Origin of the sequence: Nocardia sp. NPDC051052, assembly GCF_044456045.1 — a bacterium.
Classification (GTDB): domain Bacteria; phylum Actinomycetota; class Actinomycetes; order Mycobacteriales; family Mycobacteriaceae; genus Nocardia.
Genome location: NZ_JBITFL010000009.1, coordinates 23,363 through 43,513, shown reverse-complemented (window position 1 = coordinate 43,513; position 20,151 = coordinate 23,363). Strand labels below are relative to the sequence as shown.

19 protein-coding genes and 1 pseudogene are annotated in these 20,151 nt (G+C 67.2%); 11 read left to right on the top strand and 9 right to left on the bottom strand.

The genetic code is table 11. From position 1 onward, the window contains the following. Positions 1-364 precede the first annotated feature (364 nt). From ACIBCN_RS28895 to ACIBCN_RS28880, 4 genes are all read left to right on the top strand, one after another. The gene (locus ACIBCN_RS28895; protein ID WP_396995163.1) at positions 365-1,963 is read left to right on the top strand and encodes a TM0106 family RecB-like putative nuclease; all 1,599 of its coding nucleotides are present in this window, start codon (positions 365-367) and stop codon (positions 1,961-1,963) included. Then, on the top strand, positions 1,960-3,930 hold the full coding sequence (gene htpG, locus ACIBCN_RS28890) for a molecular chaperone HtpG (protein ID WP_396994843.1): 1,971 nt from the start codon (positions 1,960-1,962) through the stop codon (positions 3,928-3,930). Before ACIBCN_RS28895 ends, htpG begins: the two co-directional genes overlap by 4 nt. 61 nt (positions 3,931-3,991) lie before the next feature. Continuing rightward, the gene (locus tag ACIBCN_RS28885; RefSeq protein ID WP_396994842.1) at positions 3,992-4,450 is read left to right on the top strand and encodes a GNAT family N-acetyltransferase; all 459 of its coding nucleotides are present in this window, start codon (positions 3,992-3,994) and stop codon (positions 4,448-4,450) included. Beyond that, the gene (locus tag ACIBCN_RS28880; RefSeq protein ID WP_396994841.1) at positions 4,440-5,273 is read left to right on the top strand and encodes a class I SAM-dependent methyltransferase; all 834 of its coding nucleotides are present in this window, start codon (positions 4,440-4,442) and stop codon (positions 5,271-5,273) included. The genes ACIBCN_RS28885 and ACIBCN_RS28880 overlap by 11 nt, the downstream gene beginning before the upstream one ends. Positions 5,274-5,346: 73 nt before the next feature. On the opposite strand, the gene ACIBCN_RS28875 is transcribed toward ACIBCN_RS28880, so the two are convergent. After that, positions 5,347-6,114 (bottom strand): SDR family NAD(P)-dependent oxidoreductase, encoded by a 768-nt coding sequence (locus ACIBCN_RS28875; protein ID WP_396994840.1) that lies wholly within the window; start codon positions 6,112-6,114, stop codon positions 5,347-5,349. Between the two features lie 120 nt (positions 6,115-6,234). Then, on the bottom strand, positions 6,235-6,801 hold the full coding sequence (locus ACIBCN_RS28870) for a DUF4352 domain-containing protein (protein ID WP_396994839.1): 567 nt from the start codon (positions 6,799-6,801) through the stop codon (positions 6,235-6,237). A 371-nt stretch (positions 6,802-7,172) separates the two neighbouring features. On the opposite strand from ACIBCN_RS28870, the gene ACIBCN_RS28865 reads away from it, so the two are divergent. Beyond that, positions 7,173-8,051 carry an SDR family NAD(P)-dependent oxidoreductase gene (locus tag ACIBCN_RS28865; protein WP_396994838.1) on the top strand — a complete coding sequence of 293 codons (879 nt, stop codon included), beginning with the start codon at positions 7,173-7,175 and terminating at the stop codon, positions 8,049-8,051. 26 nt (positions 8,052-8,077) lie between these two features. Beyond that, positions 8,078-8,296: pseudogene (locus ACIBCN_RS28860) on the top strand (TetR family transcriptional regulator); the annotation flags it as partial. 322 nt (positions 8,297-8,618) lie between these two features. Here the strand turns inward: ACIBCN_RS28860 and ACIBCN_RS28855 are convergent. The 4 genes from ACIBCN_RS28855 to ACIBCN_RS28840 form a co-directional block, all read right to left on the bottom strand. Next, positions 8,619-9,386 carry a TMEM165/GDT1 family protein gene (locus ACIBCN_RS28855; protein ID WP_396994837.1) on the bottom strand — a complete coding sequence of 256 codons (768 nt, stop codon included), beginning with the start codon at positions 9,384-9,386 and terminating at the stop codon, positions 8,619-8,621. Positions 9,387-9,681: 295 nt separating this feature from the next. Continuing rightward, on the bottom strand, positions 9,682-10,209 hold the full coding sequence (locus ACIBCN_RS28850; protein WP_396994836.1) for a peptidase: 528 nt from the start codon (positions 10,207-10,209) through the stop codon (positions 9,682-9,684). A gap of 450 nt (positions 10,210-10,659) precedes the next feature. Continuing rightward, positions 10,660-11,283: a superoxide dismutase gene (locus ACIBCN_RS28845; protein ID WP_357380064.1), complete on the bottom strand. Its 624-nt coding sequence runs from the start codon at positions 11,281-11,283 to the stop codon at positions 10,660-10,662. A 396-nt stretch (positions 11,284-11,679) separates the two neighbouring features. Next, the gene (locus tag ACIBCN_RS28840) at positions 11,680-12,291 is read right to left on the bottom strand and encodes a hypothetical protein (protein WP_396994835.1); all 612 of its coding nucleotides are present in this window, start codon (positions 12,289-12,291) and stop codon (positions 11,680-11,682) included. A gap of 530 nt (positions 12,292-12,821) precedes the next feature. Between ACIBCN_RS28840 and ACIBCN_RS28835 the strand changes: the two genes are divergently transcribed. From ACIBCN_RS28835 to ACIBCN_RS28820, 4 genes are all read left to right on the top strand, one after another. Beyond that, positions 12,822-13,193 carry a rhodanese-like domain-containing protein gene (locus ACIBCN_RS28835; RefSeq protein WP_396994834.1) on the top strand — a complete coding sequence of 124 codons (372 nt, stop codon included), beginning with the start codon at positions 12,822-12,824 and terminating at the stop codon, positions 13,191-13,193. A gap of 23 nt (positions 13,194-13,216) precedes the next feature. Next, positions 13,217-14,263: a DUF4328 domain-containing protein gene (locus ACIBCN_RS28830; protein WP_396994833.1), complete on the top strand. Its 1,047-nt coding sequence runs from the start codon at positions 13,217-13,219 to the stop codon at positions 14,261-14,263. Next, complete coding sequence (locus ACIBCN_RS28825) at positions 14,260-15,027, top strand: glycerophosphodiester phosphodiesterase (protein ID WP_396994832.1); 768 nt, start codon at positions 14,260-14,262, stop codon at positions 15,025-15,027. The genes ACIBCN_RS28830 and ACIBCN_RS28825 overlap by 4 nt, the downstream gene beginning before the upstream one ends. Before the next feature lie 217 nt (positions 15,028-15,244). Next, positions 15,245-16,174 carry a DUF5926 family protein gene (locus ACIBCN_RS28820; RefSeq protein WP_396994831.1) on the top strand — a complete coding sequence of 310 codons (930 nt, stop codon included), beginning with the start codon at positions 15,245-15,247 and terminating at the stop codon, positions 16,172-16,174. A gap of 263 nt (positions 16,175-16,437) precedes the next feature. Here the strand turns inward: ACIBCN_RS28820 and ACIBCN_RS28815 are convergent, their stop codons facing one another. The 3 genes from ACIBCN_RS28815 to ACIBCN_RS28805 all read right to left on the bottom strand — a co-directional run bounded on the left by ACIBCN_RS28815 (position 16,438) and on the right by ACIBCN_RS28805 (position 18,937). Beyond that, positions 16,438-16,986 carry a ferritin gene (locus tag ACIBCN_RS28815; RefSeq protein ID WP_396994830.1) on the bottom strand — a complete coding sequence of 183 codons (549 nt, stop codon included), beginning with the start codon at positions 16,984-16,986 and terminating at the stop codon, positions 16,438-16,440. Between the two features lie 72 nt (positions 16,987-17,058). Further along, positions 17,059-17,607 carry a ferritin gene (locus ACIBCN_RS28810; protein WP_396994828.1) on the bottom strand — a complete coding sequence of 183 codons (549 nt, stop codon included), beginning with the start codon at positions 17,605-17,607 and terminating at the stop codon, positions 17,059-17,061. Positions 17,608-17,617: 10 nt separating this feature from the next. After that, the gene (locus ACIBCN_RS28805; protein ID WP_396994827.1) at positions 17,618-18,937 is read right to left on the bottom strand and encodes an LCP family protein; all 1,320 of its coding nucleotides are present in this window, start codon (positions 18,935-18,937) and stop codon (positions 17,618-17,620) included. A gap of 376 nt (positions 18,938-19,313) precedes the next feature. Between ACIBCN_RS28805 and ACIBCN_RS28800 the strand changes: the two genes are divergently transcribed. Then, positions 19,314-20,108 (top strand): CPBP family intramembrane glutamic endopeptidase, encoded by a 795-nt coding sequence (locus ACIBCN_RS28800; protein ID WP_396994826.1) that lies wholly within the window; start codon positions 19,314-19,316, stop codon positions 20,106-20,108. Positions 20,109-20,151 lie beyond the last annotated feature (43 nt).

Genomic DNA, 20,151 nt, shown 5'->3' with positions numbered 1-20,151 from the left:
GCCCCCGGTTGGCCCGCGGCCCGGCGGGCGTCCGGGGGGCGGGCGCCACTGGCGCTTCGACAGCTCGGACGCGAGACGGGCCGCGAACGGCGCTCGCAAAACTCGCGCTGTGGTGGTCGGGAGAGTTGTCGGGTTTCGCCGAACCGGGACGCAAACGGGGCTTGCAGAACTCGTGGTGTGGTGGTCGGGAGTGTGGTCGGGTTTCGCCCGAACCGGGCCGTTGCCCTTGGGGTTCGTGGGTTTGTCGGGGGTAGGGACCATACTGCATAGCGTGGAATCGGGCATCGGTGACCGAGAAGGTCGCAAGCACAACGGCACGGCCGTCGAACGGCCGGCCGGCGGTGCGGGCACGCCGACGCCGTTCATCGATGCCAGGGCGTTGATCGGTTGTCGGCATCGGCTGCATCTGGATGCGGTGCATCCCGGCGCGTTGCAAGGGGTCACCGAGGATCCGGGGGTGCGGCAGCGCAGGGAGGCGGCGACGGCGCATCGGGTGCGGGTGCGTGACGCGTTGATCGAGGCGGATCCCGCGGGGTGGATGGTGATCGACCCGACGCTGCGCGCGTCGGAGCGTGCCGAGGCCACCATGCGGGCGTGTGCGGCTGGCGTGCAGCACATCTGGGGCGGGCTGTTGCCACAGGAGCCGGAGACGGGCAGGCGCGGCGGCTCGGAGATTTTGCTGCGCGATCTCGATCGCGGGGGATACATCCCGGTGATCGTGGTGAACCACAAGGTGACCGACCCGCGTCAACCGGAGCCCGCGGACTTCCACCCCACTACTTCCGATCCGTATCGCTGGAACCCGCGTCCGGATCGGCACCGCAAACTGCGCCAGCAGCCGCGCGATCAGCAGCGCCTCGCGCATCTCTACCGGATGCTGCAGCGCCACGGCATGGCGAGCCCGGCACTGGTCGGCGGCGTGATCGGCTACCACTTCGACTGCATCCTGGTGCACGACCTCGGCCCGGTGCTCGCCGACTACGACCAGCGCTACGCCGACCGGGTCGCGGTGGTCCGCGGCGAGCTGCCGACGGTGCCGTCGAAGGTGCCCGAGTGCAGGCAGTGCCCGTGGTGGACCCGGGGCATCGAGGGGCCGAGCTGTGAGGGCTGGCTCGTCGAACACCGCGACGTCAGCCTGGTCGCGCCCGGCTCGCGGGCCGAGGTGCTGCGCAGGCACGGCGTGCAGACGATCGACGACCTGGCCGGCTGGGCGGGCGACGACCCGGACGACTGGCAGCACGGCCCGTTCGACGAGGCGGTGGTCACCGCGCGGGCCTGGCTCGCGGGCGCGCCGCTGGTTCGCCGGGTGGAGCCGGTGCGGGTGCAGCGCGCCGACGTCGAGGTGGACGTCGACCTGGAGAGCTTCCAGGAATACGGCGCGTACCTGTGGGGCACGCTGCTCGACGGCGTGTACCGCCCGTTCGTCACCTGGGATCCGCTGCCCACCGAGGACGAGGGCCGCTCGTTCGGCGAGTTCTGGACCTGGCTGATGACCACCCGCGCCGAGGCCGCCCTGAGCGGGAAAACCTTTGCCGCCTACTGCTACTCGCGCACCGCCGAGGACAAGTGGCTGTACGAGTCGGCGCGCCGCTTCGCCGGGCGGCCCGGAGTACCGACGGTCGACCAGGTGCGCGCGTTCGTGGACGGGCCGGAGTGGGTGGACATGTTCCAGGCCGTCTCCGATCAGTTCATCTGCCCGAATGGCAAGGGCCTCAAGAAGATCGCCCCGGTCGCGGGCTTCGCCTGGCGCGATGCCGAGGCGGGCGGCGAGGCGTCGATGAGCTGGTATCGCCTGGCCGTCGGCTACGAGGGCGACCCCGACATGTCCCAGCGCACCCGGTTGCTGGAGTATAACGAGGACGACGTGCGGGCCACCCAGGTGCTGCGCGAGTGGATGTCGAACCGGGCAGACCTCGAGGTTCCTGGCCTCGCGGATTTCGGGCGTCGTATTATCGCGACGTGACTGAGCACGTCGAACAACTCGAGTTCCAAGCAGAGACCCATCAGCTGCTCGAGCTGATGATCCATTCGGTCTACTCCAACAAGGACACCTTCCTGCGGGAGTTGATCTCGAACTCCTCGGACGCGCTGGACAAGCTGCGCCTGGAGTCCTACCAGGACAAAGATCTACAGGTCGACACGTCCGACCTGCACATCGAGCTGACAGTGGACAGCGAGAACCGGATCCTGACCGTTCGGGACAACGGCATCGGTATGTCTCGCGCCGAGGTGGTCGACCTGATCGGCACCCTCGCCAAGTCCGGCACCGCCGAGCTGCGCAAGAAGCTCAACGAGGCCAAGAGCGCCGCCGCGGGCAACATCGACACCGCGGAACTGATCGGCCAGTTCGGCATCGGCTTCTACTCGACCTTCATGGTCGCCGACAAGGTCACACTGACCACCCGGCGCGCAGGGGAGACCGAAGGCACCCGCTGGGAGTCGGCCGCGGGCAGCTCGACCTACACCATCGAAACCCTCGACGAGGCGCCCCAGGGCACCTCGGTCTCGTTGCAGCTCAAGCCCGCCGACGAGGACGACCACCTCTTCGATTACACCCAGGAGTGGAAGCTCCGGGAGATCATCAAGAAGTACTCCGACTTCATCGCCTGGCCGATCCGCATGCAGGTCGAGCGGACAGTCAGCGAGGGTGAAGGCGACGAGAAGACCGAGAAGACGGTCGTCGAGGACCAGACGCTCAACTCCATGAAGGCGCTGTGGACCCGCCCGAAGAGCGAGGTCAGCGACGAGGAGTACAAGGAGTTCTACAAGCACGTCAGCCACGCCTGGGACGATCCGCTGGAGATCATCCCGATGAAGGCGGAGGGCACCTTCGAGTACCAGGCGCTGCTGTTTCTGCCCTCGCAGGCACCGTTCGATCTGTTCACCCGCGAGCACAAGCGCGGCGTGCAGCTCTACGTCAAGCGGGTGTTCATCATGGACAACTGCGAAGAGCTGATGCCGGAGTACCTGCGCTTCGTCAAGGGTGTGGTGGACGCGCAGGACCTCTCGCTCAACGTCTCTCGCGAGATCCTGCAGCAGGACCGCCAGATCCGGATGATCCGCAAGCGGCTGGTCAAGAAGGTGCTGTCCACGGTCAAGGACCTGCAGGGCGCCGAGGACCAGACCAAGTACCAGACGTTCTGGAAGGAGTTCGGGCGCGTCCTCAAGGAGGGCCTGCTCGGCGACACCGACAACCGCGAGACCATCCTGGAGGTCTCGTCGTTCGCCTCGACCAACTCCGAGTCCGAGCTGACCACGCTCGCCCAGTACGTCGAGCGCATGCCGGAGGGCCAGGACGCCATCTACTACATGACCGGCGAGTCCCGTCAGCAGGTCGAAAGCTCGCCGCACATGGAGGCTTTCAAGGCCAAGGGCCGCGAGGTGCTGATCCTCACCGAGCCGGTGGACGAGATGTGGGTCGGCTCGGTGCCGGAGTTCGACGGCAAGGCGTTCACCTCCATCGCCAAGGGCGAGGTCGATCTGGAGTCCGAGGAGGAGAAGAAGGCCTCCGAGGCGCTGCGCGAACAGCAGGACAAGGACTTCGCCGAGGTGCTCGGCTGGCTCGGCAAGACCCTGGAGGCCAGCGTCAAGGAGGTGCGCCTCACCAGTCGGCTCACCACCTCGCCCGCCTGCCTCGTCGGTGACGTCTTCGACTTCACCCCGATGCTGGAGCGGATGTACCGCGCGTCCGGTCAGCTGATGCCGGACAGCAAGCGCATCCTCGAGCTCAACCCGACCCACCCGCTGGTCACCGGGCTGCGCGACGCCTACGACACCCGCAAGGACGACGCCGACGCAGGCAAGGTCCCCGAGCTCGCCGAGACCGCCGAATTGCTCTACGGCACAGCGGTCCTGGCCGAGGGCGGCGAGCTGAAGGATCCGGCGCGGTTCGCGCACATCCTCACCGATCGGCTCACCCGCACGCTCTGATCCGGTCACCGGCGAGGACCACCGGACGGTGGTCCTCGCCGGTATCGGCAGAATGAGTACTGTGCCGAATTCGACTGAGCTGGTCATCCGGGCGGCGCGGCCCGCGGACTACGACGCGATCGCGGGCGTGGTCGATGCGTGGTGGGGGCGCGAGATCCTGCCGGTGCTGCCTCGGCTGTTTCTCGATCATTTCCATCGGACGAGCCTGGTCGCGGAAACCGCGGGGCGGCTGTCGGGCTTTCTGATCGGGTTTGCCTCGCCGTCCGAATCCGACGAGGCCTACATCCATTTTGTTGGGGTGCATCCGGATTCGCGCAAGAGCGGCCTGGCGCGGGAGCTGTACGAGCGGTTCTTCGTGACCGCTCGGGCGCACGACCGACGGGTGGTCACGGCGGTCACCGCGCCGGCGAACGAGACGTCCATCGCGTTCCATCGCCGGATGGGCTTCACCGTTGACGGGCCGGTGCCGGACTACAACGGTCCTGGCCGTCATCTGATGAACTTCCGCCGTGAGCTCTGAGTCCGTGCCAGCGAACCCCCTTGCCGTCGCCGAGCCGTGGGATCTCGTCGCCGACGGTTACGCCGAGTTCGCGCCCGCGATCATGCGGCCCTTCGCCGAGCGCGCCCTCGAATGCGCATCGGCGACAACGTCTTCCCAGGTCATCGATGTCGCCGCGGGCCCGGGCATGCTGAGCCTGCTTGCCGCGCCGAGGGTGGCGCAGGTGCACGCCATCGACTTCTCGGGACCGATGATCGAGCGGCTCATCACTGCGGCGGGGGCCGCCGGACTGACCAATATCGAGGCGTGCGTCGGTGACGGGCAATCGCTGCCGTTCGACAGCGACCGCTTCGACGCCGGGTTTTCCCTGTTCGGGCTGATGTTCTTCGCTGAGCGGGGCAGGGGATTCGCTGAGTTGTTCCGGGTGCTGCGCCGCGGCGGCACGGCGGTGGTGTCCAGCTGGGCGCCGGTCGCCGAGTCCCCGTTGATGCGCACGATGTTCGGCGCCTACCGCGCCGCCGACCCCAGCATTCAGGAGCCGCGGCCCGACCCCCTCAGCCTGGAGAACCCCGAGGTCTTCCAGGCCGAGATGCACAGCGCAGGCTTCGAAACCGTGTCCGTCCAACGGCATTCGACCACGCTCACCTTCGCCGACGCGGACCAGCTATGGGAAACCATGGCGCACAGCAGCGCACCGCTTGGCCTCATGCGTCGCAAAGTCGGCGAACAGGTGTGGGCCGAACGCGTCGCCGTGATGAAGTCCTACCTCGCCGAGCACTACCGCCCCCGGCAGCCGCTGTCCACCACCGCGTTGCTCGGCGTCGGCCGCAAACCCGCGTTCTGAGAGTCTGGCCTGAAGACAGGAAAGCCGCCGCCGACCAGGGCTTGGTCGGCAGCGGCTCTCGCGTGGTTTGTTACTAGCGCGGGGCCATGCGCAGCGCGCCGTCCATGCGGATGGTCTCGCCGTTGAGGTAGTCGTGCTCGACGATGTACTGCGACAGCTGCGCGTACTCGTCCGGGCGGCCGAGGCGCGACGGGAACGGCACGCCCGCCTCGAGGCCCTTGCGGTACTCCTCGGTGACGCCGGCCAGCATCGGGGTGTCGATGATGCCGGGGGCGATGGTGTTCACCCGGATGCCGAACTGGGCCAGGTCGCGCGCGGCGGGCACGGTCATGCCGTGCACGCCACCCTTGGACGCCGAGTACGCGATCTGGCCGATCTGGCCCTCGAACGCGGCGACCGAGGCGGTGTTGATGATGACGCCGCGCTGGCCGTACTCGTCGACGGTGTCGGTCTTCGAGATCGCGTCGGCGGCCAGGCGCATGACGTTGAAGGTGCCGAGCAGGTTCACGGTGATGACGGTGCGGAACAACTCCAGGTCGTGCGGGCCGTTCTTGGACAGGATGCGCCCGGCCCAGCCGACACCGGCGCAGTTGACCACGATGCGCAGCGGCGCGCCCGACTCGACGACCTTCGCGACCGCGGCGCTGACCTCGTCGTTGCTGGTGACATCGGCCGGAATGAGGGTGACCCCGGCGGGCACGTTGTCGCCGGCGCGCTCGATCGACTGCGGCACATCCAGTCCGAAGACAGTGGCCCCCAGCTCGGCGAAGCGCTTGGCGGTGGCGGCGCCGAGGCCGGATGCGCCTCCGGTGACAATGGCGGCGGAACCCGAAATCTCCACGATGGTCCTCTCGTTCGTGACAGCCAGTTGGCCCTTTGTCAATTGCACCCTAACGGGTGCACCCAACAAGGCCCATGAGGACTCCCTCTCCTCTCACTCCGGAGAGAACCATCGCTCCGGCTACTGGAGGGTCACTTTGGCGCCGCCGGAGAACATCGAATCGTGCAGCATGACGTGGCTCGGCACCGCATCGGCCGGCAAGTCGAAGACAACCTGGGCTGTCACGGTATTACCGGGGTTGATGTTGGCGTACATGCTGGTATCGGCCTGCAGGTTGATCGCGGCCATGCTGTCGTTCTCGAATTTACGGTTCTGTCCGTCGAACAGATACTGGTCGCTCGGGCTGAATCCCTGCGGTTTGTTCGACGTGTTCTTCACGGTCATCGAGACGATCGTGTACGCGCCCTGAGCTTTTCGCTGCAGGTACGGGTTGTCGCCCACTTCCCCCACGCCGACCTGGACTCCGGTGACAACGAACTCGAATTTGCCGTCACGCACCGGTGTATTGAGGCCAGGCAGGCCCGGCGACGGTTTCGCGGCAGGCGGGGCGACGGACGCACCGGCCGTGTCGGGTGCGGGCGCTGCCGCCACACTGCTGGCAGTGGTATCCGTTTTCTTGTCGTCCCCGCTGTTCACCACGGCGATGACCGCACCGAATCCGCACAGTCCGACAATGACCGCGATCACGATAAGCACGATTTTGCCGCCGTTGGATTTCTTCTGAGGCGGTTGGCCGTATCCCGGCGGCGGTGCGAACTGTCCGGGTTGCGGTGGCTGTTGTCCGCCGACGGGTGGGGGTGGGTTTCCCCAGCTGGGATTCGGCGGTTGCTGTGGGGGGTGTTCGCCCTGCGGTGACGTCATCTGGTTTGCCTTCTGCGAGAAGTGATCGAGCTGATGTCGGCTCTATCGACCACTTGTGACCTGCGTTACGTTCATGTGCTAATGGCATAACTGAAATATATGCAGGCAGTTGGCTATTTCGGCCGGTCCGTGCCGTCATTCGACTCGTCGCCCACCTATCTGCGAACAGACATGTTCTTAGGTGGTACGGTCGCTGCATGAAGCTGTTCGCGGGGGCGTCTGTTGCTGGGCGCAAGGTCTTGATCACGGGGGCGGCGCGGGGGATCGGGGCCGCGCTGGCTCGGCAGTTGCACGCCGGTGGGGCGCAGGTGGCGCTGCTGGGGTTGGAGGCGGAGCTGCTGGGGGAGGTGGCGCGCGAGTGTGGTGACGCGCCGTGGCGGTACTGCGATGTCGGGGATCGTGAGCAGGTGGATCGGGTGGTGGCGACGTTGGTGGGGGAGCTCGGCGGGCTCGATGTGGTGGTGGCCAACGCGGGGGTGGCGCGGCAGTTGCCGTTGCTCGGGGGCGATCCCGCGGTGATGGAGGAGACGCTGGCGGTGAACGTGCTCGGCGTCTACTACACGTTGCGTGCGGCTGGACCGCACATCGGTCACGCGAACGGCTATGCGCTCGTTGTCTCCTCGCTGGCCGCCGCGGTGCACCTGCCGCTGGTCGGCGCGTACAGCGCGTCGAAGGCCGCGGTGGAGGCGCTCGGCAATACGCTGCGGATCGAGCTCAAACACACCGGAGCCAAGGTGGGCGTCGCGTATTTCGCTGAGCTCGATACCGACATGACCTCGCGTGGGTTCGGCACCGACGCGGCCAGGGCGATCATCGGTCGCTCCACCGTTTCCGGCGTCGCACCGCTCGGGCCCGCCATCGATTCGGTGGAAAAGGCCATCGCGCGGCGGCGGCGTCAGGTGGTCTCGCCCTGGTGGGTGGCCGTCGTGCTGCCGTTCCGGCCGATCGCCCAGCGCGTGATCGCGGTCGCCTTGCGCAAGGGTGTGCGGCGCGCCTTGGAGATCGCGCGCGGTGAAGAGGCACCCTTCACCACGGACCAACCGGACCGACCCCGCAAAATGGAGCGGCAAGCTTAGCCCGACCTAACCACCGGAGCCCTCGAATGACCGAATCGGCAACCAGCGCACGCCAACTCCCGCGCGGTAGGCACGGCCTGCCGCGTGAGCAGGTGGTCGCGTCGCAGCGCGAGCGCATCCTGATCGCGATGGCCGAGGCGATGGCCGAGAACGGTTACGTCGGCACCTCGGTCGCGGCGATCCTGAAGCGCGCCGGCGTGTCCAGGGAGACCTTCTACGAGCAATTCCGTTCCAAGGAAGCCTGTTTCGAGGCCGCCTACGAGCGAGCCGTGCAGAACCTGCTCGGCCGCATCGCGGATGCCGCCGACGACCCGGCGGCCGAACCCGAGCCCGACGGTATGGCCAGGATGGACCGGATCTTCGCGGCCTACCTGCAGCACCTCGTCGACGATCCGGCCAGCGCGCGGCTGTTCCTGGTCGAGGTGTACGCGGTGGGTTCGGCGGCGCTCGCCCGCCGGGCGCAGCTGCAGGAGTTGTTCGTCGGCCGGATCGCCGACGTGCTCGGCGCGCGAACCGACGAGCAGCGCTTCGCCTGTCAGACCCTGGCTGCCGCGATCAGCGCGATGGTCACCGCTCGGATCGCGGCCGATGACCTGGCTGGCCTGCTTGCGCTGCGGGCGCCGTTACTGAATCTGGTGCGTCGGGGTGGCGCGTTGTACGGGGACGCTTTGCTTTCCGCGCGCGGATGAGCAGCATGGTCGCGCCGCCCACGGCCGGCGCGATCGCGGCCAGCGCGGCGACGGTCAGCCCGGCCAGCGTCGGGGCGGCCGTCGAGAGCAGCGTCGCCGCACCGAAGTAGAGGAACAGCAGACCCGAGCCGATGCCGATGGCCCGTTCCGGCAAATGCTTGCCGACCAGGATGCCGATGCCGATGGCCAGGGCGTCGGCGGCGACCATGCCGATCGTCGAGCCGATCCACACGCCGACCCAGTCGTAGTCGGTGGCCAGCGCGGCGGTCGCGAACATGGTCCGGTCGCCGAGCTCGGCGAGCAGGAACGCGGAAAGCACAACGAAGAACGGTGCGGTGCTGGCCCGCAATGACTTCGGTGCCTGCTCTTGCTCGTCCGCGCGGAAGTGTTCACGCAGCGTCCACAGGCCGACGGCCAGGAAGGTGAGGGCGGCGACCAGCGAGATGGCCCGCGTCGGCAGCGCCGATCCGAGGAAATAGCCGACGCCCACCGAGATCAGGTGGACCGCGGCGGAGGCGGTCGCGATGCCACCGAGCACCACCCACCAGCGGTAGCGCAGCGCGAACGTCAGCGCCATCAGCTGAGATTTGTCACCCAACTCGGCGAGAAAGACGATGCCGATACTCAGCAAAACGGTGGCGATCATGATGTGTGCGGCTCCCGGGTCTCCGGCCTGCCGGTCGGAGTCTGGGTGTGCCTCCGGCCGACAACGAATAGTTGTCTAGGCCGAAGGTCTCGCCCACCGGATTGTTCCGGTTCACACAGCCGGACCCGAACCCTCGTGGGGCGGCGGGTCAGTATGTCGACTGTGCAATTGGGGGCTACTCCCCTTCGCTGTCACCGACTCTACCCGGACACCGCCGGGTGTGCCACCATGGGGTGGCCCAAATAGCAATGCGCGCAATAAGTTTGGCGATCCGTGCGGCAGGTTTCGGGTACCCTTACGCGGCAAGCAGCATAGCCAGAACCGCGGTGTCGGGATCGCTGATCGGGTCCAGGCCCACCCTGCTGACCAGGGAGGTGACCGTGCCGTCGGATTCCGCCTCGGCCCACGCGGCCCGGTGTTCCAGCCCCAGATGCGGCACGCCGGGCAGCAGCACACAGCCCGACGCGGCACCCGCGCATTCCGGCAGCGACGGCCGGGTTTCCGAGGGTGGATGCAGCATCAGCAGCGCAGCTGGCACATGCTCGGCAAACCTGCCGGGCGCGAGCGCCTCCGCGCCGAGCACCGTTCCCTCGGCCAGCACCAGGCCGACCGTGCCGGGCGCCGGATCGTCGGGCAACTCCTCACGCACCCCGAACACCGTCGAGGTGGTCAGCAACCCGGGCAGCGTGGCCACCCGGACGGCGAGCACCAGCACCTGCGCCCATTCCTTGGTGGTGTCCGGCCAGCGGCCAGAAATGACGAACCCGCGCAGCGAGCCACGGGCATGGAAAGGCGTGATGCCGATTGGTCCATTCATCCGCATGGTGCCTCCCGTCGTATAACCGGGGGCGGCTTTGCCCGTCCTCTGTGGACTCAGAGAATGACTGAAGAAACACCTGGCACACAAGTACCAAAGAGTGCCAGGTGACGGCAGTGAACGGCCTGACCAGCGGTTGTCCGCGCCCACGCGCCGTGGTCCGTCGTATTGTTCGCCGGACTGATACCGCGCTGCGCCCCGGGCGTGTCCTGTGGGTACCGCAGAAACGAGCAACCCGCGAACAGTGGACCTGTTCGCGGGTTTTGCTGACTGCTATCGCAACCACACCGGCACTACCGCGGGTTTCGAGCGAAGCGAGATCGAGCATTACTCGTTTGCGGCCCGGCTCGGGCCCGAGTGGCCGATGCGATTGCGACGCAGTCGCGAGCAGCGGTTGCTCGGGCCCGAGCCATCAAGGGGCCGCAAACACGCCGCGCGAAGGCGCGGCAATTCAACTCAGCCGAAGATGAGGCCCTTGCCTTGGCCGACGGCGCGCGCGAAGCGATCCTGCACGTCTTCCCAGTTGACGACGTTCCAGAACGCGGTGACGTAGTCCGCCTTGACGTTCTTGTACTGCAGGTAGAAGGCGTGCTCCCACATGTCGACCTGCAGCAGCGGGATGATGCCCAGCGGGACGTTGGCCTGCTGGTCGTACAGCTGGAAGGTCAGCAGCTTCTGGCCGAGGGTGTCGTAGCCGAGCACCGCCCAGCCGGAGCCCTGCAGGCCGTTGGCCGCGGCGGTGAACTGACCGCGGAACTTGTCGAACGAACCGAACTGGTCGTCGATGGCCGCGGCGAGGTCGCCGGTCGGCTTGTCGCCACCGTTGGGGGACAGGTTCTTCCACCAGATGGAGTGGTTGACGTGACCGCCGAGGTGGAAGGCCAGGTTCTTCTCGTACAGGAAAATGGCGCCGTGGTCGCCGCTGTCCCGGGCGGCCTCGAGCTTCTCGAGTGCCGTGTTCGCGCCCGCGACGTAAGCGGCGTGGTGCTTGGAATGATGCAGCTCATTGATCTGCCCGGAGATGTGGGGCTCCAGGGCGCTGTAGTCGTAATCCAGATCTGGCAGCGTGTACTCAGCCACGATGTCCCTTCCTATGTCGGGCTGTGTGCGCCCATCTCGAGCACACCCAACCATCATTCGTACACCCGCTCGGTTCCAACCGGGCCTGATGCCCCCGCATTCCGTTGTGGGCTTGGGCTGCGCCCGCGCAGGGGCATCGGCACCGGCTCGAACCTCACAAATAGCATCGAACCATGTAGTGGTACGACGAACTAGTGGAGCGGCTACGCCTCCCGGCGTTCGTCATGCTCGCCGGATCGGGTATGGCCCGGTCGGGCAGCACCGATCCTCGTGCCGGATACCCACAAGGTCGACGGTCACCCCCGCTGTCGCCGGTTTTCCGAACATGGCAGGTCGTGCGCACAAACGAATACCGCACATCCGGGAGCCGGGTGTGCGGTATCGGTGTCGGTGGATTCAGAGCGGTGGCGCGATGCCTGGGCGGGTCGCCCTCGGGTCGCCCGCGTCGTGTGCCTCCCACCAGCGTGCCGCGCCCGCGATGAATTCGGCTAGCGGGATTTCCCGGCCGGTTGTGTCGTTGATGAGCAGGTTGTCGAACCAGACGCGTACGTCCAGTTCGCGCGGGTCGATGCCCTCTTCTTGGGAGAACTCCAGGACGTGGGCAGAGATGTGTTCGTCGATCTCGGTGTCGAAGCTGAGCAGCTCGCGCCACAGGGCCCAGCCGCTGTCGTCGAGGTCGATGAATTCCCAGCCGTGCAGCCTGCCGCCGCCGAAGCTGCGGATCGCCTCGTCGAGGCCGTTGAGTTGCAGGGGCAGCACCCGGGGTTCGAGATCGTCCCAGTTCTGCATGCGCAGCGATGCCGCGACGCGGCCGACTCCGGTGAACGTCACCTGAACCCGGTAATCCTCGGTGGGCGTTCCGTTTTCCGGAAGTGTCAGCACCTCTAAGTCGAGTCGTAGTTGCTTGGCCGCCGCGTCGATCTCCAGGCCGAGGCACGTTGCCTCGGACAGAGCGACGTTGAGCCCAGCTGTATCCATGCCGTCGAGTAGCCCCCTGCTCACGTTCATGGCCAACAGGCTACCGACAGCTACCGGTGGAGCCCAGTATTTCAGTTTTTCGCTAGTGTTCTCGTTTTTTATGGAACCGATTCGGGCCAAGCGCCGTCCAAGCAGGTATCGGAACCCGGTGCGCCCGTGAGTTTCGAGGTCGGCGGCGAATGACTGCTCCGGGACTGGATCATGGAGGGGAGTTCCGGATCGGTCGTTCGCGCCGCATGCGCACGCCCGCGAGTCTGCTGTCGGCCCCTTGAACGACCCGGGTCGGGGTGTGTGGGCGGCAAGCGGTTAGCCGGTAGATAACTTTGATAGCCAAACCCTGAAACTGGTGCGCTGTCTGATAGCTGCAGCCTGTGGATGAAGTTGTGGATTATGTGGATAACTCTGTCGGAGGTATGCACATCCGCGCCCCCAGCGGGGCGTCGATCAGGGTTCCGGGACGCAGAACATACCTGAAGTACCGGCTCGATGTCGAGTCGCCGACGGCCGGGGCGCGGGCCGGAACTCCACGGCACCCGCCCACCCATGGCAGGATCGAAACCGTGACGAGTCCCCATGTTCCTTCGGTCCCGGTGGACGCGGTACCGGGCGAATTCGACAGCAGCCAGCCGAGCACGGCCGACGGCGCGCGGGCGATCCTGCTCGACGTGCGCGAAGACGACGAGTGGCAGCTCGGGCACGCGCCCGGGGCCGTGCACATCCCGATGGTCGACGTGCCCGCCCGGGTCGACGAGCTGGACTACGACGTCGATCTCTACGTCATCTGCAGGCAAGGCGGTCGTTCCCTCCAGGTGGTCGAATACCTCACGCACATCGGCTTCGACGCCATCCAGGTGAACGGTGGCATGGTTGCCTGGCAACAGGCGGGCCGCCCGCTGGTCGCGGACGGCGACCGGCAGGCGAAGATCTACTAGTCCGGCAAGACACAGGAGGCACGGTGAGCACGGTCGTACAACCTTGTGCGCGGTGTGGCGCGCGCTGGGCCGTGCAGTCGACACCGATGCACTGGTGTCCGCGCTGCCGCGGCGTGCTGCTCTCGCCCGCACCCATCGACGCGCCCGCCGAGCGGCGCAACTATCGCTGGGTGGCGCGCAGGCCCGACCAGCGCGCCCGCCGGAATCCGGTCACCGGCCGCACGCCGAGCCGGGAAACGCCGCGCTACACCCAGATTCCGCGATGGGGCCTGCTCGACCCGCCGCCCCGACCCGCCGCCGCGGCACCCGCGCCGCTCACGCGGTTGACCAAGTGGGCGTCCTCGCTGCTGATCGCCACCGCCGCGACGTTCGCGGTCGCGGCCGTCGCCGAGCTGCTGCGCTATCTACTGCTGCTGCGCAATCGGACGCGGCTGATCCATCCCGCGGTCCTGGTCTGTTCCGATGTGCTCGTCTTCGCCGCGGCGCTGCTCGCGTTGCTGCTCGCACTGCTGGCCGCGGTGGCCGTGGTCGGCTGGTTGATAGACGCGCGCAGGCTCGCCTTCCAGGAAATCGGCCGTGCCGACCCGCGATCGGTAAGGGCAGTGGTGCTCGGCTGCGTGATTCCGGTGGTCAACTTGCTGTGGCCAGGCGTGTTCCTGACCGAGATCGTCGCAGGGCGCGCCGATCCGCGGGCCCTGCGGGCGATCCGGATCTGGTGGGCCGCCTGGGTATTCGGCGGTCTGGTCGCGGTGGCCGCACTGGTGTGGCGGACCGCGGATTCGTTGCAGGTCAAGGCGGACGGCGTGCTGTTCACCGCGTTCACCGACCTGGTCGCCGCCGCGGTCGCGCTGCTCACCCTCGCGATGATGCGGGCGGTGCAGGAGCGAGACGTGCGCGGCCGCAGCCGGACCGAGCGGCGCTGGTTGATCGCCGTCGACCCGGCCGTGCCGGTGATCGAGCCGGTGCATCCCGGTGGCCGGGCGCGGCGCGCGGCCGAGGAGTCGCCGCAGGACACAGCTGACGACAACGGTGCAGTGGACCGTGAGCACGAGGAGGTTTTGGCCAAGTGAGCGAGGTCAGTCGCGCACCGTTCGTGGTGGCGCACCGAGGTGCTTCGGCGGCGCGCCCCGAACACACGCTCGCCGCATACGAATTGGCGCTCCAGGAGGGCGCGGACGGCGTGGAATGCGACGTCCGGCTGACCAGGGACGGGCACCTGGTGTGCGTGCACGATCGCACCGTCGACCGGACCTCCTCGGGCACCGGGCTGGTCAGCGAGATGACCCTGGATGAACTGAAGGAGCTCGACTTCGGCGCGGACGGCGAAGCGGCGGAGGTACTCACCCTCAGCGAGCTGATCACGCTGGTGCTCGACTGGCGCAGCAGGCCGACCAAGCTGTTCATCGAGACCAAGCACCCAGTCCGTTATGGCGCGCTGGTGGAGAACAAGCTGCTCGCCGAGCTGCAGCGGTTCGGCATCGCCACGCCCGCGTCCGCGGATCACTCGCGTGCGGTGGTGATGTCCTTCGCGGCCACCGCGGTCTGGCGGATCCGGCGCGCCGCGCCGCTGCTGCCGACGGTGCTGCTCGGTGAATCGTCGCGCTATCTCGGCGGTGGTGCCGCGACCACGGTCGGTGCCACCGCGGTCGGTCCGTCGGTGAAGACGCTGCGCGACCACCCGGAACTGGTCGACAAAGCCGCCGCGGCGGGACGGGCCACGTATTGCTGGACCGTGGACGACCCCGACGATGTGCGCCTGTGCGCCGATCTCGGCGTCAGCTGGGTGGCCACCAATCATCCCGGGCGTACCAAGGCCTTGCTCGACGCCGCCTGAGCCGACTCGCTCGACACGCCCGGGGTGGGCGAAAGGTGGCTTGACAGAGTCGGTCCGGTGACCAGATCTCTCGGCCCGAGGGTGTCGGCGAACCAGGTTGTGCGCCTGCGCAGTTGGCCGGGCGCCGGTCCGCGTTCCGACCCGATCCCGCCGCCGACCGGGTTCGCTGCCGTGGCGCGCGGGGTGGCGGCGCGCACACCATGTAGGTTGACCCCCCGTGGGTAAGAGCAAGCGGAATAGTCCTAAGCCCGGAGGGAACCGGGCACAGCGTCTCGCCGAGCGGAAGGTGGCGCTGGAGCAGGCGACCCAGTCCGTCGCGCGTCCCTTCGAGGGGCTGGCCGCGGAGTGCGATCTGGTCGCGCTGTGCGAGTTCGTGCCGTCGGCGACCGCCGAGCTGAAGCTGGCGCCCGGTGTCGCGGCCGAGCGCGCGGTGGTGCTCGCCACCGTGCTACCGGGCGCGGTGGCCGCGCTGGTCCGGGCCGGCGATCAGCCAAGCGGTTATGTCGGCGCGCAGGTGCAGTTCCAGGGCGCCGACCTCGGCGCCGACCTCGCCGCCGCGATCCTGTGGACCCAGTCCGCCGAGCCCGGCGACTCGCTGGCCTCGGTGGCCTCGGTGGAGAGCATCGCAGGCGGCCCGAAGCTGACCGACGTGATCGATCCCGGCGCCGACCTGGAACTCACGGTGCATCAGGACTTCGACTGGTGGGTGCCGGAAGGCGTGCAGCCCGACCCGCAGGTCGCCGCGACCATCGAACAGGCCAAGCAGGCGATCAAGCCGTCGGCGCGGATCGCGCTCGGTCCGGACGCGACCGGCGCGGCCTGGTGGGTGGACGCGGGGGACAAGGCGCACATCCGCTGGGTCCGTCCGGAGAACGAGGACGACCTGATGCTGGCGCTGGCCCGCCTGCACGCCGCGGGTGGTCTGCACCTCGGCGAGGGTTCCCGGTTCGCGGGTTCGTTCCGCACGCATGGTGTGCTTGTCCCGGTTTTCGATCTGGATCCTGAGCAGCACCCCAACGAATGGGCAAAGCCCGCACAGGAATTCGATGCCCGACTGGCCGAGGTACTGGCCTCGGACGAGCCGTTGACGGCCGGCGAGCGCCGGTCCAGGGACGGCCTGCGGTCGCGTCAGGTAACCCTGCGCTGACCTTTCGGTCAATGACGTGCGGAATTTTGTGAAGAATCCCCCTTTCTAATATTGTCACGGTTAGGTTCTCCGCTACTATCGGACGCTGGTGGACCCACCGACCTGATGATTGAAAGAGGAAAAGACTCCATGGACGAACTGATCACCGCGCTCCGGACCCTCCTCAGCACCATGAGTGCCAAGTAGGCCGTCTGCCGAAACGGCAAAAGGCCCAGCTCTTCGTGAAGAGCTGGGCCTTTTCGCGTTCGAGCGACAACCGCGGATCAGATAGATCCGCCCGCCGCCGAAGGGGCACCGGACGCGTCGCTGGCGCCACCCATTTCCCTGGCGATGAACTCTTCCAGATCGAACAGGTTGGAGCCGGCGCGCTCGGCGATGGTGAGCAGGGTGGTCATGTTGGCGACCTCCTCGACCTGCTCCTTCAGGAACCACTGCATGAACTGCTCGCCCAGGTAGTCGCCCTCTTCGCGGGCGGTGCTCGCCAGCTGGATGATCTGGTCGGTGACCGTCTTCTCCTGCGCGAGGGCGAGCGCGATCGGGTCGTGCACATTCTCGAACTTGGACTTCGCGGCGTCGATGCCGGACAGCTCGACAGTGATATCCCGGTCGAGGAAGTACTGCACGATCATCATCGCGTGATTGCGTTCTTCGACCGCTTGCGCATAGAAACGCTTCGCCAACTGCGGCAGGTCAGCATTGTCGAACCACACCGCGATTGCGATGTATTGATGCTCGGCGTTGAATTCGTGCCTGATCTGATCATGGAGCAGGCCGTGGAATTTGCTGCGTGGGGACTCCGGATGGCTGGACATAGTATGCGACATTAGCGCTGGTCAAGACGCTTGTCACCCAAGTACTACCTTATTGAGGCTAGTATTGCCTAATTAATTCTTCGCTGCCCCAGCCATTCTCGGGGTTGCGTTATCGACCCGCTGTGGGGCGCGGAGTTCGCGGGCGATGAAGTCCTCGACGCCGAAAAGGTCATCCATCGAACGGTCGATCACGGTCAGCAGGGTGGTCATCTTCGCGACGTCTTCGACCTGTTCCTTCAGGAACCACTGGATGAAGCGCTCGCCGAGATAATCACCCGAGCCGCGGGCCGCCCGGGCGAGCCCGGTGATCTGCGCGCTCCTGGTCTGTTCCGTCTCCAGCAGGAAAGCTATTGCGGCACGGGGTGATTCGAAGGTGGACCGGATCTCGTCCAGTCCACCGATATGGATCTCCAGATCGCGGTCGAGCAGGTACTGGACCATCCGCAGTGCGTGTGCGCGTTGCTCGCCGGACTTGGCGTAGCAGTGTTTCGCCAACTGCGGCAACCGATTCGAGTCCAAGTACACGGCGGCCGCGAGGTACTGCTGTGCGGCCGTGAAACCGTGACGAATCTGCGCACTGAGCAAAGTGGGGAACGGCTGATCGAGCTCGGTATTCGTCATGTAAACGACGCTACCGCGTCAGCAGGTCGTCCGGAATCGGTCTGTCCGAGGCAATCGCATCGAAGAACTGGCCCGCCTTGTTCTTGTCCCACAGCAGCACATTGCCGCTGTCGGTATCTTCGAAACCGCCGACCGGCACCGTCGTCGGTATCGTGTCGCCGCGCATCGCCCAGCCGAGCTGCGCCAGATTCCAGATGTGGTCGCCGTCGGCCACCTTCAGCGATTTCACCATGCCGGTCGCCATCGGCCACAGCTTGAACGGATTGGCCAGGGTCGCACCGCTGGTCGCCTTCTTCACCAGCGCCGCCATGAAGATGCGCTGGTTATTGATCCGGTCCAGATCGGCGAGCGCGGTCGCGCGGCTGCGCACGAAGCCGAGCGCCTCCGGTCCGTTCAGCTTCTGGCAGCCCGCGGGCAGGTTGATCCCGGCCAGCGGGTCGTCGATGGCCTTCGGCAGGCAGACATCGATGCCGCCGAGCGAGTCGACGACACCGGCGAAACCGCTGAAGCCGATCTGCGCGTAGTGATCGATGTGCACGCCGGTCGCGATCTCGACGGTCTGCACGAGCAGTTGCGGGCCGCCGATCGCGAACGCGGCGTTGAGCTTGTCCTTGCCGTTGCCCGGAATGCTGACGTAGGAGTCGCGCGGCAGGCTGACCAGCGTGGTCTTGCCCGACTCCGGGATGTGCACCAGCATGATCGTGTCGGTGCGTTCCGGGCCGACCTCGCCGCCGGTGGCGAGCTCCTGCTCCTGCTCGGGCGTGAGGCCCGCGCGGCCGTCCGAACCGACGAGCAGCCAGTTGGTGCCCGGCGTATCGCCGACGCGGCCGGCATAGTTGGCCAGCGCGGGGATGCGGGTCAGCGAGCCATCGAGTTTCACCACGGCGCCGACCGCGGCCACGATCAGTACCAGCAGCAGAACCAGGAACCAGCGGAAGTAGTGGCGCTTGCGGCGCGGGCGCGGCGGGCGCGGCTGACGCTCGCCGCGCGGGGGACCGGGCGGCGGTGGTGGCGGGTTGCCCCGGTACGGCCGCTGCGGCGGCGGTCCCTCGCGGTAGGGAACCGGCTGTTGCGTGGGCGCGTGCGCCGGTGCCTGGCGCGGCTTGTCCAGCGGCGGCCTGCGTGACGCGACGTTTTCCGGCGGGACCTGCGAATACGCCAGCGGCTGCTGCGGGCCGCCGCGATGCAGCACCTGGGTCGGCTCGATGTACGGCGACTGCGGGTCACCCGGTGGCCCAGCGCGGTGCGGCCCGGGACGCTGCATCGGCGGCTGGCCGGGCGGCGGCACCCGGCGCATCCGCGCGCGGTACTGGGGGTCGTCGCCATTCATCACTGAGACTCTACTTATCAGTCGTCGTTCGGGGTGGTCGTGCGACGGATGATCTCGCTCCGATTCCGGCGCGTCGTATTCCACTGCCCTGTGTACGACGCGCCGGTCCCGGGTGCGCGTCCGTCCGCGCACTCACTATGAATTCGCCTGTGCCGTCCCGCTGTTATCGAATTGCGGAGAACAGTTGGATCACGAGCTCGGATCGACGGTATCGGTGCAGGTGAGGACCACGTCGACGGATCGATGTGTTTGTCGACACCGTGCCGCGCCGGCCTTGCGTGCGGACGGCGGTCTGCGGGCGGCGGATCCGACTCGATAGGCGCGGCGCGCGGGGCGTGCGCGTCGCTGGGCGCGGGCGGGCAATAGATTCGAGTCCATGCGTGGTGAGTCCGGGGCCGAGAGTGGCGCGTCCGAGGCGACGGATCGGGAGCGGCTCGGCATCAAGCTCGAGATCGCGGTCGTGCTGGTGGTCACCTTCGGGTTGAGCGGCCTCAATGCGGCGCTGTCGCTGGTGGAGAGCGCGCTCGCGCCAGGCGGGGTGGGTGGGCAGACCGTCGCGCTGAATCCCTCGCGGTCCGCGCAATCAACGATCGATCTGCTGTTCCAGCTGCTGAGCGTGACACGGCTGGCCGGGTGGGCGGTGCTCGGCCTGTATCTGTTGTGGCGCAGCGGGATCGGGCCGCGCCTGATCGGGCTCGCGGCGCGGTTGCGCTGGCGCGCGGATGTCGTGCCCGGGTTGGTGCTCGCGGCGATCATCGGAGTGCCCGGCCTCGGCCTCTATCTGGCCGCGCACGCCATGGGGATGAGCGTCACGATCGTGCCCGCCTCGCTCGGCGACCACTGGTGGCGGCTGCCCGCGTTGATCCTGTCCGCCTGCGCCAACGCGTTCGCGGAGGAGATCATCGTGGTCGCCTACCTGATCAGCCGCCTGCGCAAGCTCGGCTGGTCGGAAAACTCGGCACTGGTCGCCTCGGCTCTGCTGCGCGGTAGTTACCACCTGTACCAGGGGCTCGGCGGCGGTATCGGAAACCTGGTGATGGGCTTGATCTTCGGGCGCTACTGGCAGCGGGCGAACAAACTGTGGCCGTTGATCCTTGCCCACGCCACCATCGATACGGTCGCTTATCTCGGTTATACGGTCCTGCACGGCCATGTTTCGTGGTTGCCGTAGTCGAATTGTCCAGTCGCGCAGGTGGCTTCGCGTACGGGGAGGT

Bases quoted from the DNA above. Each gene is read 5' to 3' on its own strand.
- ACIBCN_RS28865 (WP_396994838.1), top strand. From the start codon at position 7,173: ATGAAGCTGTTCGCGGGGGCGTCTGTTGCTGGGCGCAAGGTCTTGATC.
- ACIBCN_RS28855 (WP_396994837.1), bottom strand. From the start codon at position 9,386: ATGATCGCCACCGTTTTGCTGAGTATCGGCATCGTCTTTCTCGCCGAG.
- ACIBCN_RS28850 (WP_396994836.1), bottom strand. From the start codon at position 10,209: ATGCGGATGAATGGACCAATCGGCATCACGCCTTTCCATGCCCGTGGC.
- ACIBCN_RS28840 (WP_396994835.1), bottom strand. From the start codon at position 12,291: ATGAACGTGAGCAGGGGGCTACTCGACGGCATGGATACAGCTGGGCTC.
- ACIBCN_RS28815 (WP_396994830.1), bottom strand. From the start codon at position 16,986: ATGTCCAGCCATCCGGAGTCCCCACGCAGCAAATTCCACGGCCTGCTC.
- ACIBCN_RS28810 (WP_396994828.1), bottom strand. From the start codon at position 17,607: ATGACGAATACCGAGCTCGATCAGCCGTTCCCCACTTTGCTCAGTGCG.
- ACIBCN_RS28805 (WP_396994827.1), bottom strand. From the start codon at position 18,937: ATGAATGGCGACGACCCCCAGTACCGCGCGCGGATGCGCCGGGTGCCG.
- ACIBCN_RS28800 (WP_396994826.1), top strand. From the start codon at position 19,314: ATGCGTGGTGAGTCCGGGGCCGAGAGTGGCGCGTCCGAGGCGACGGAT.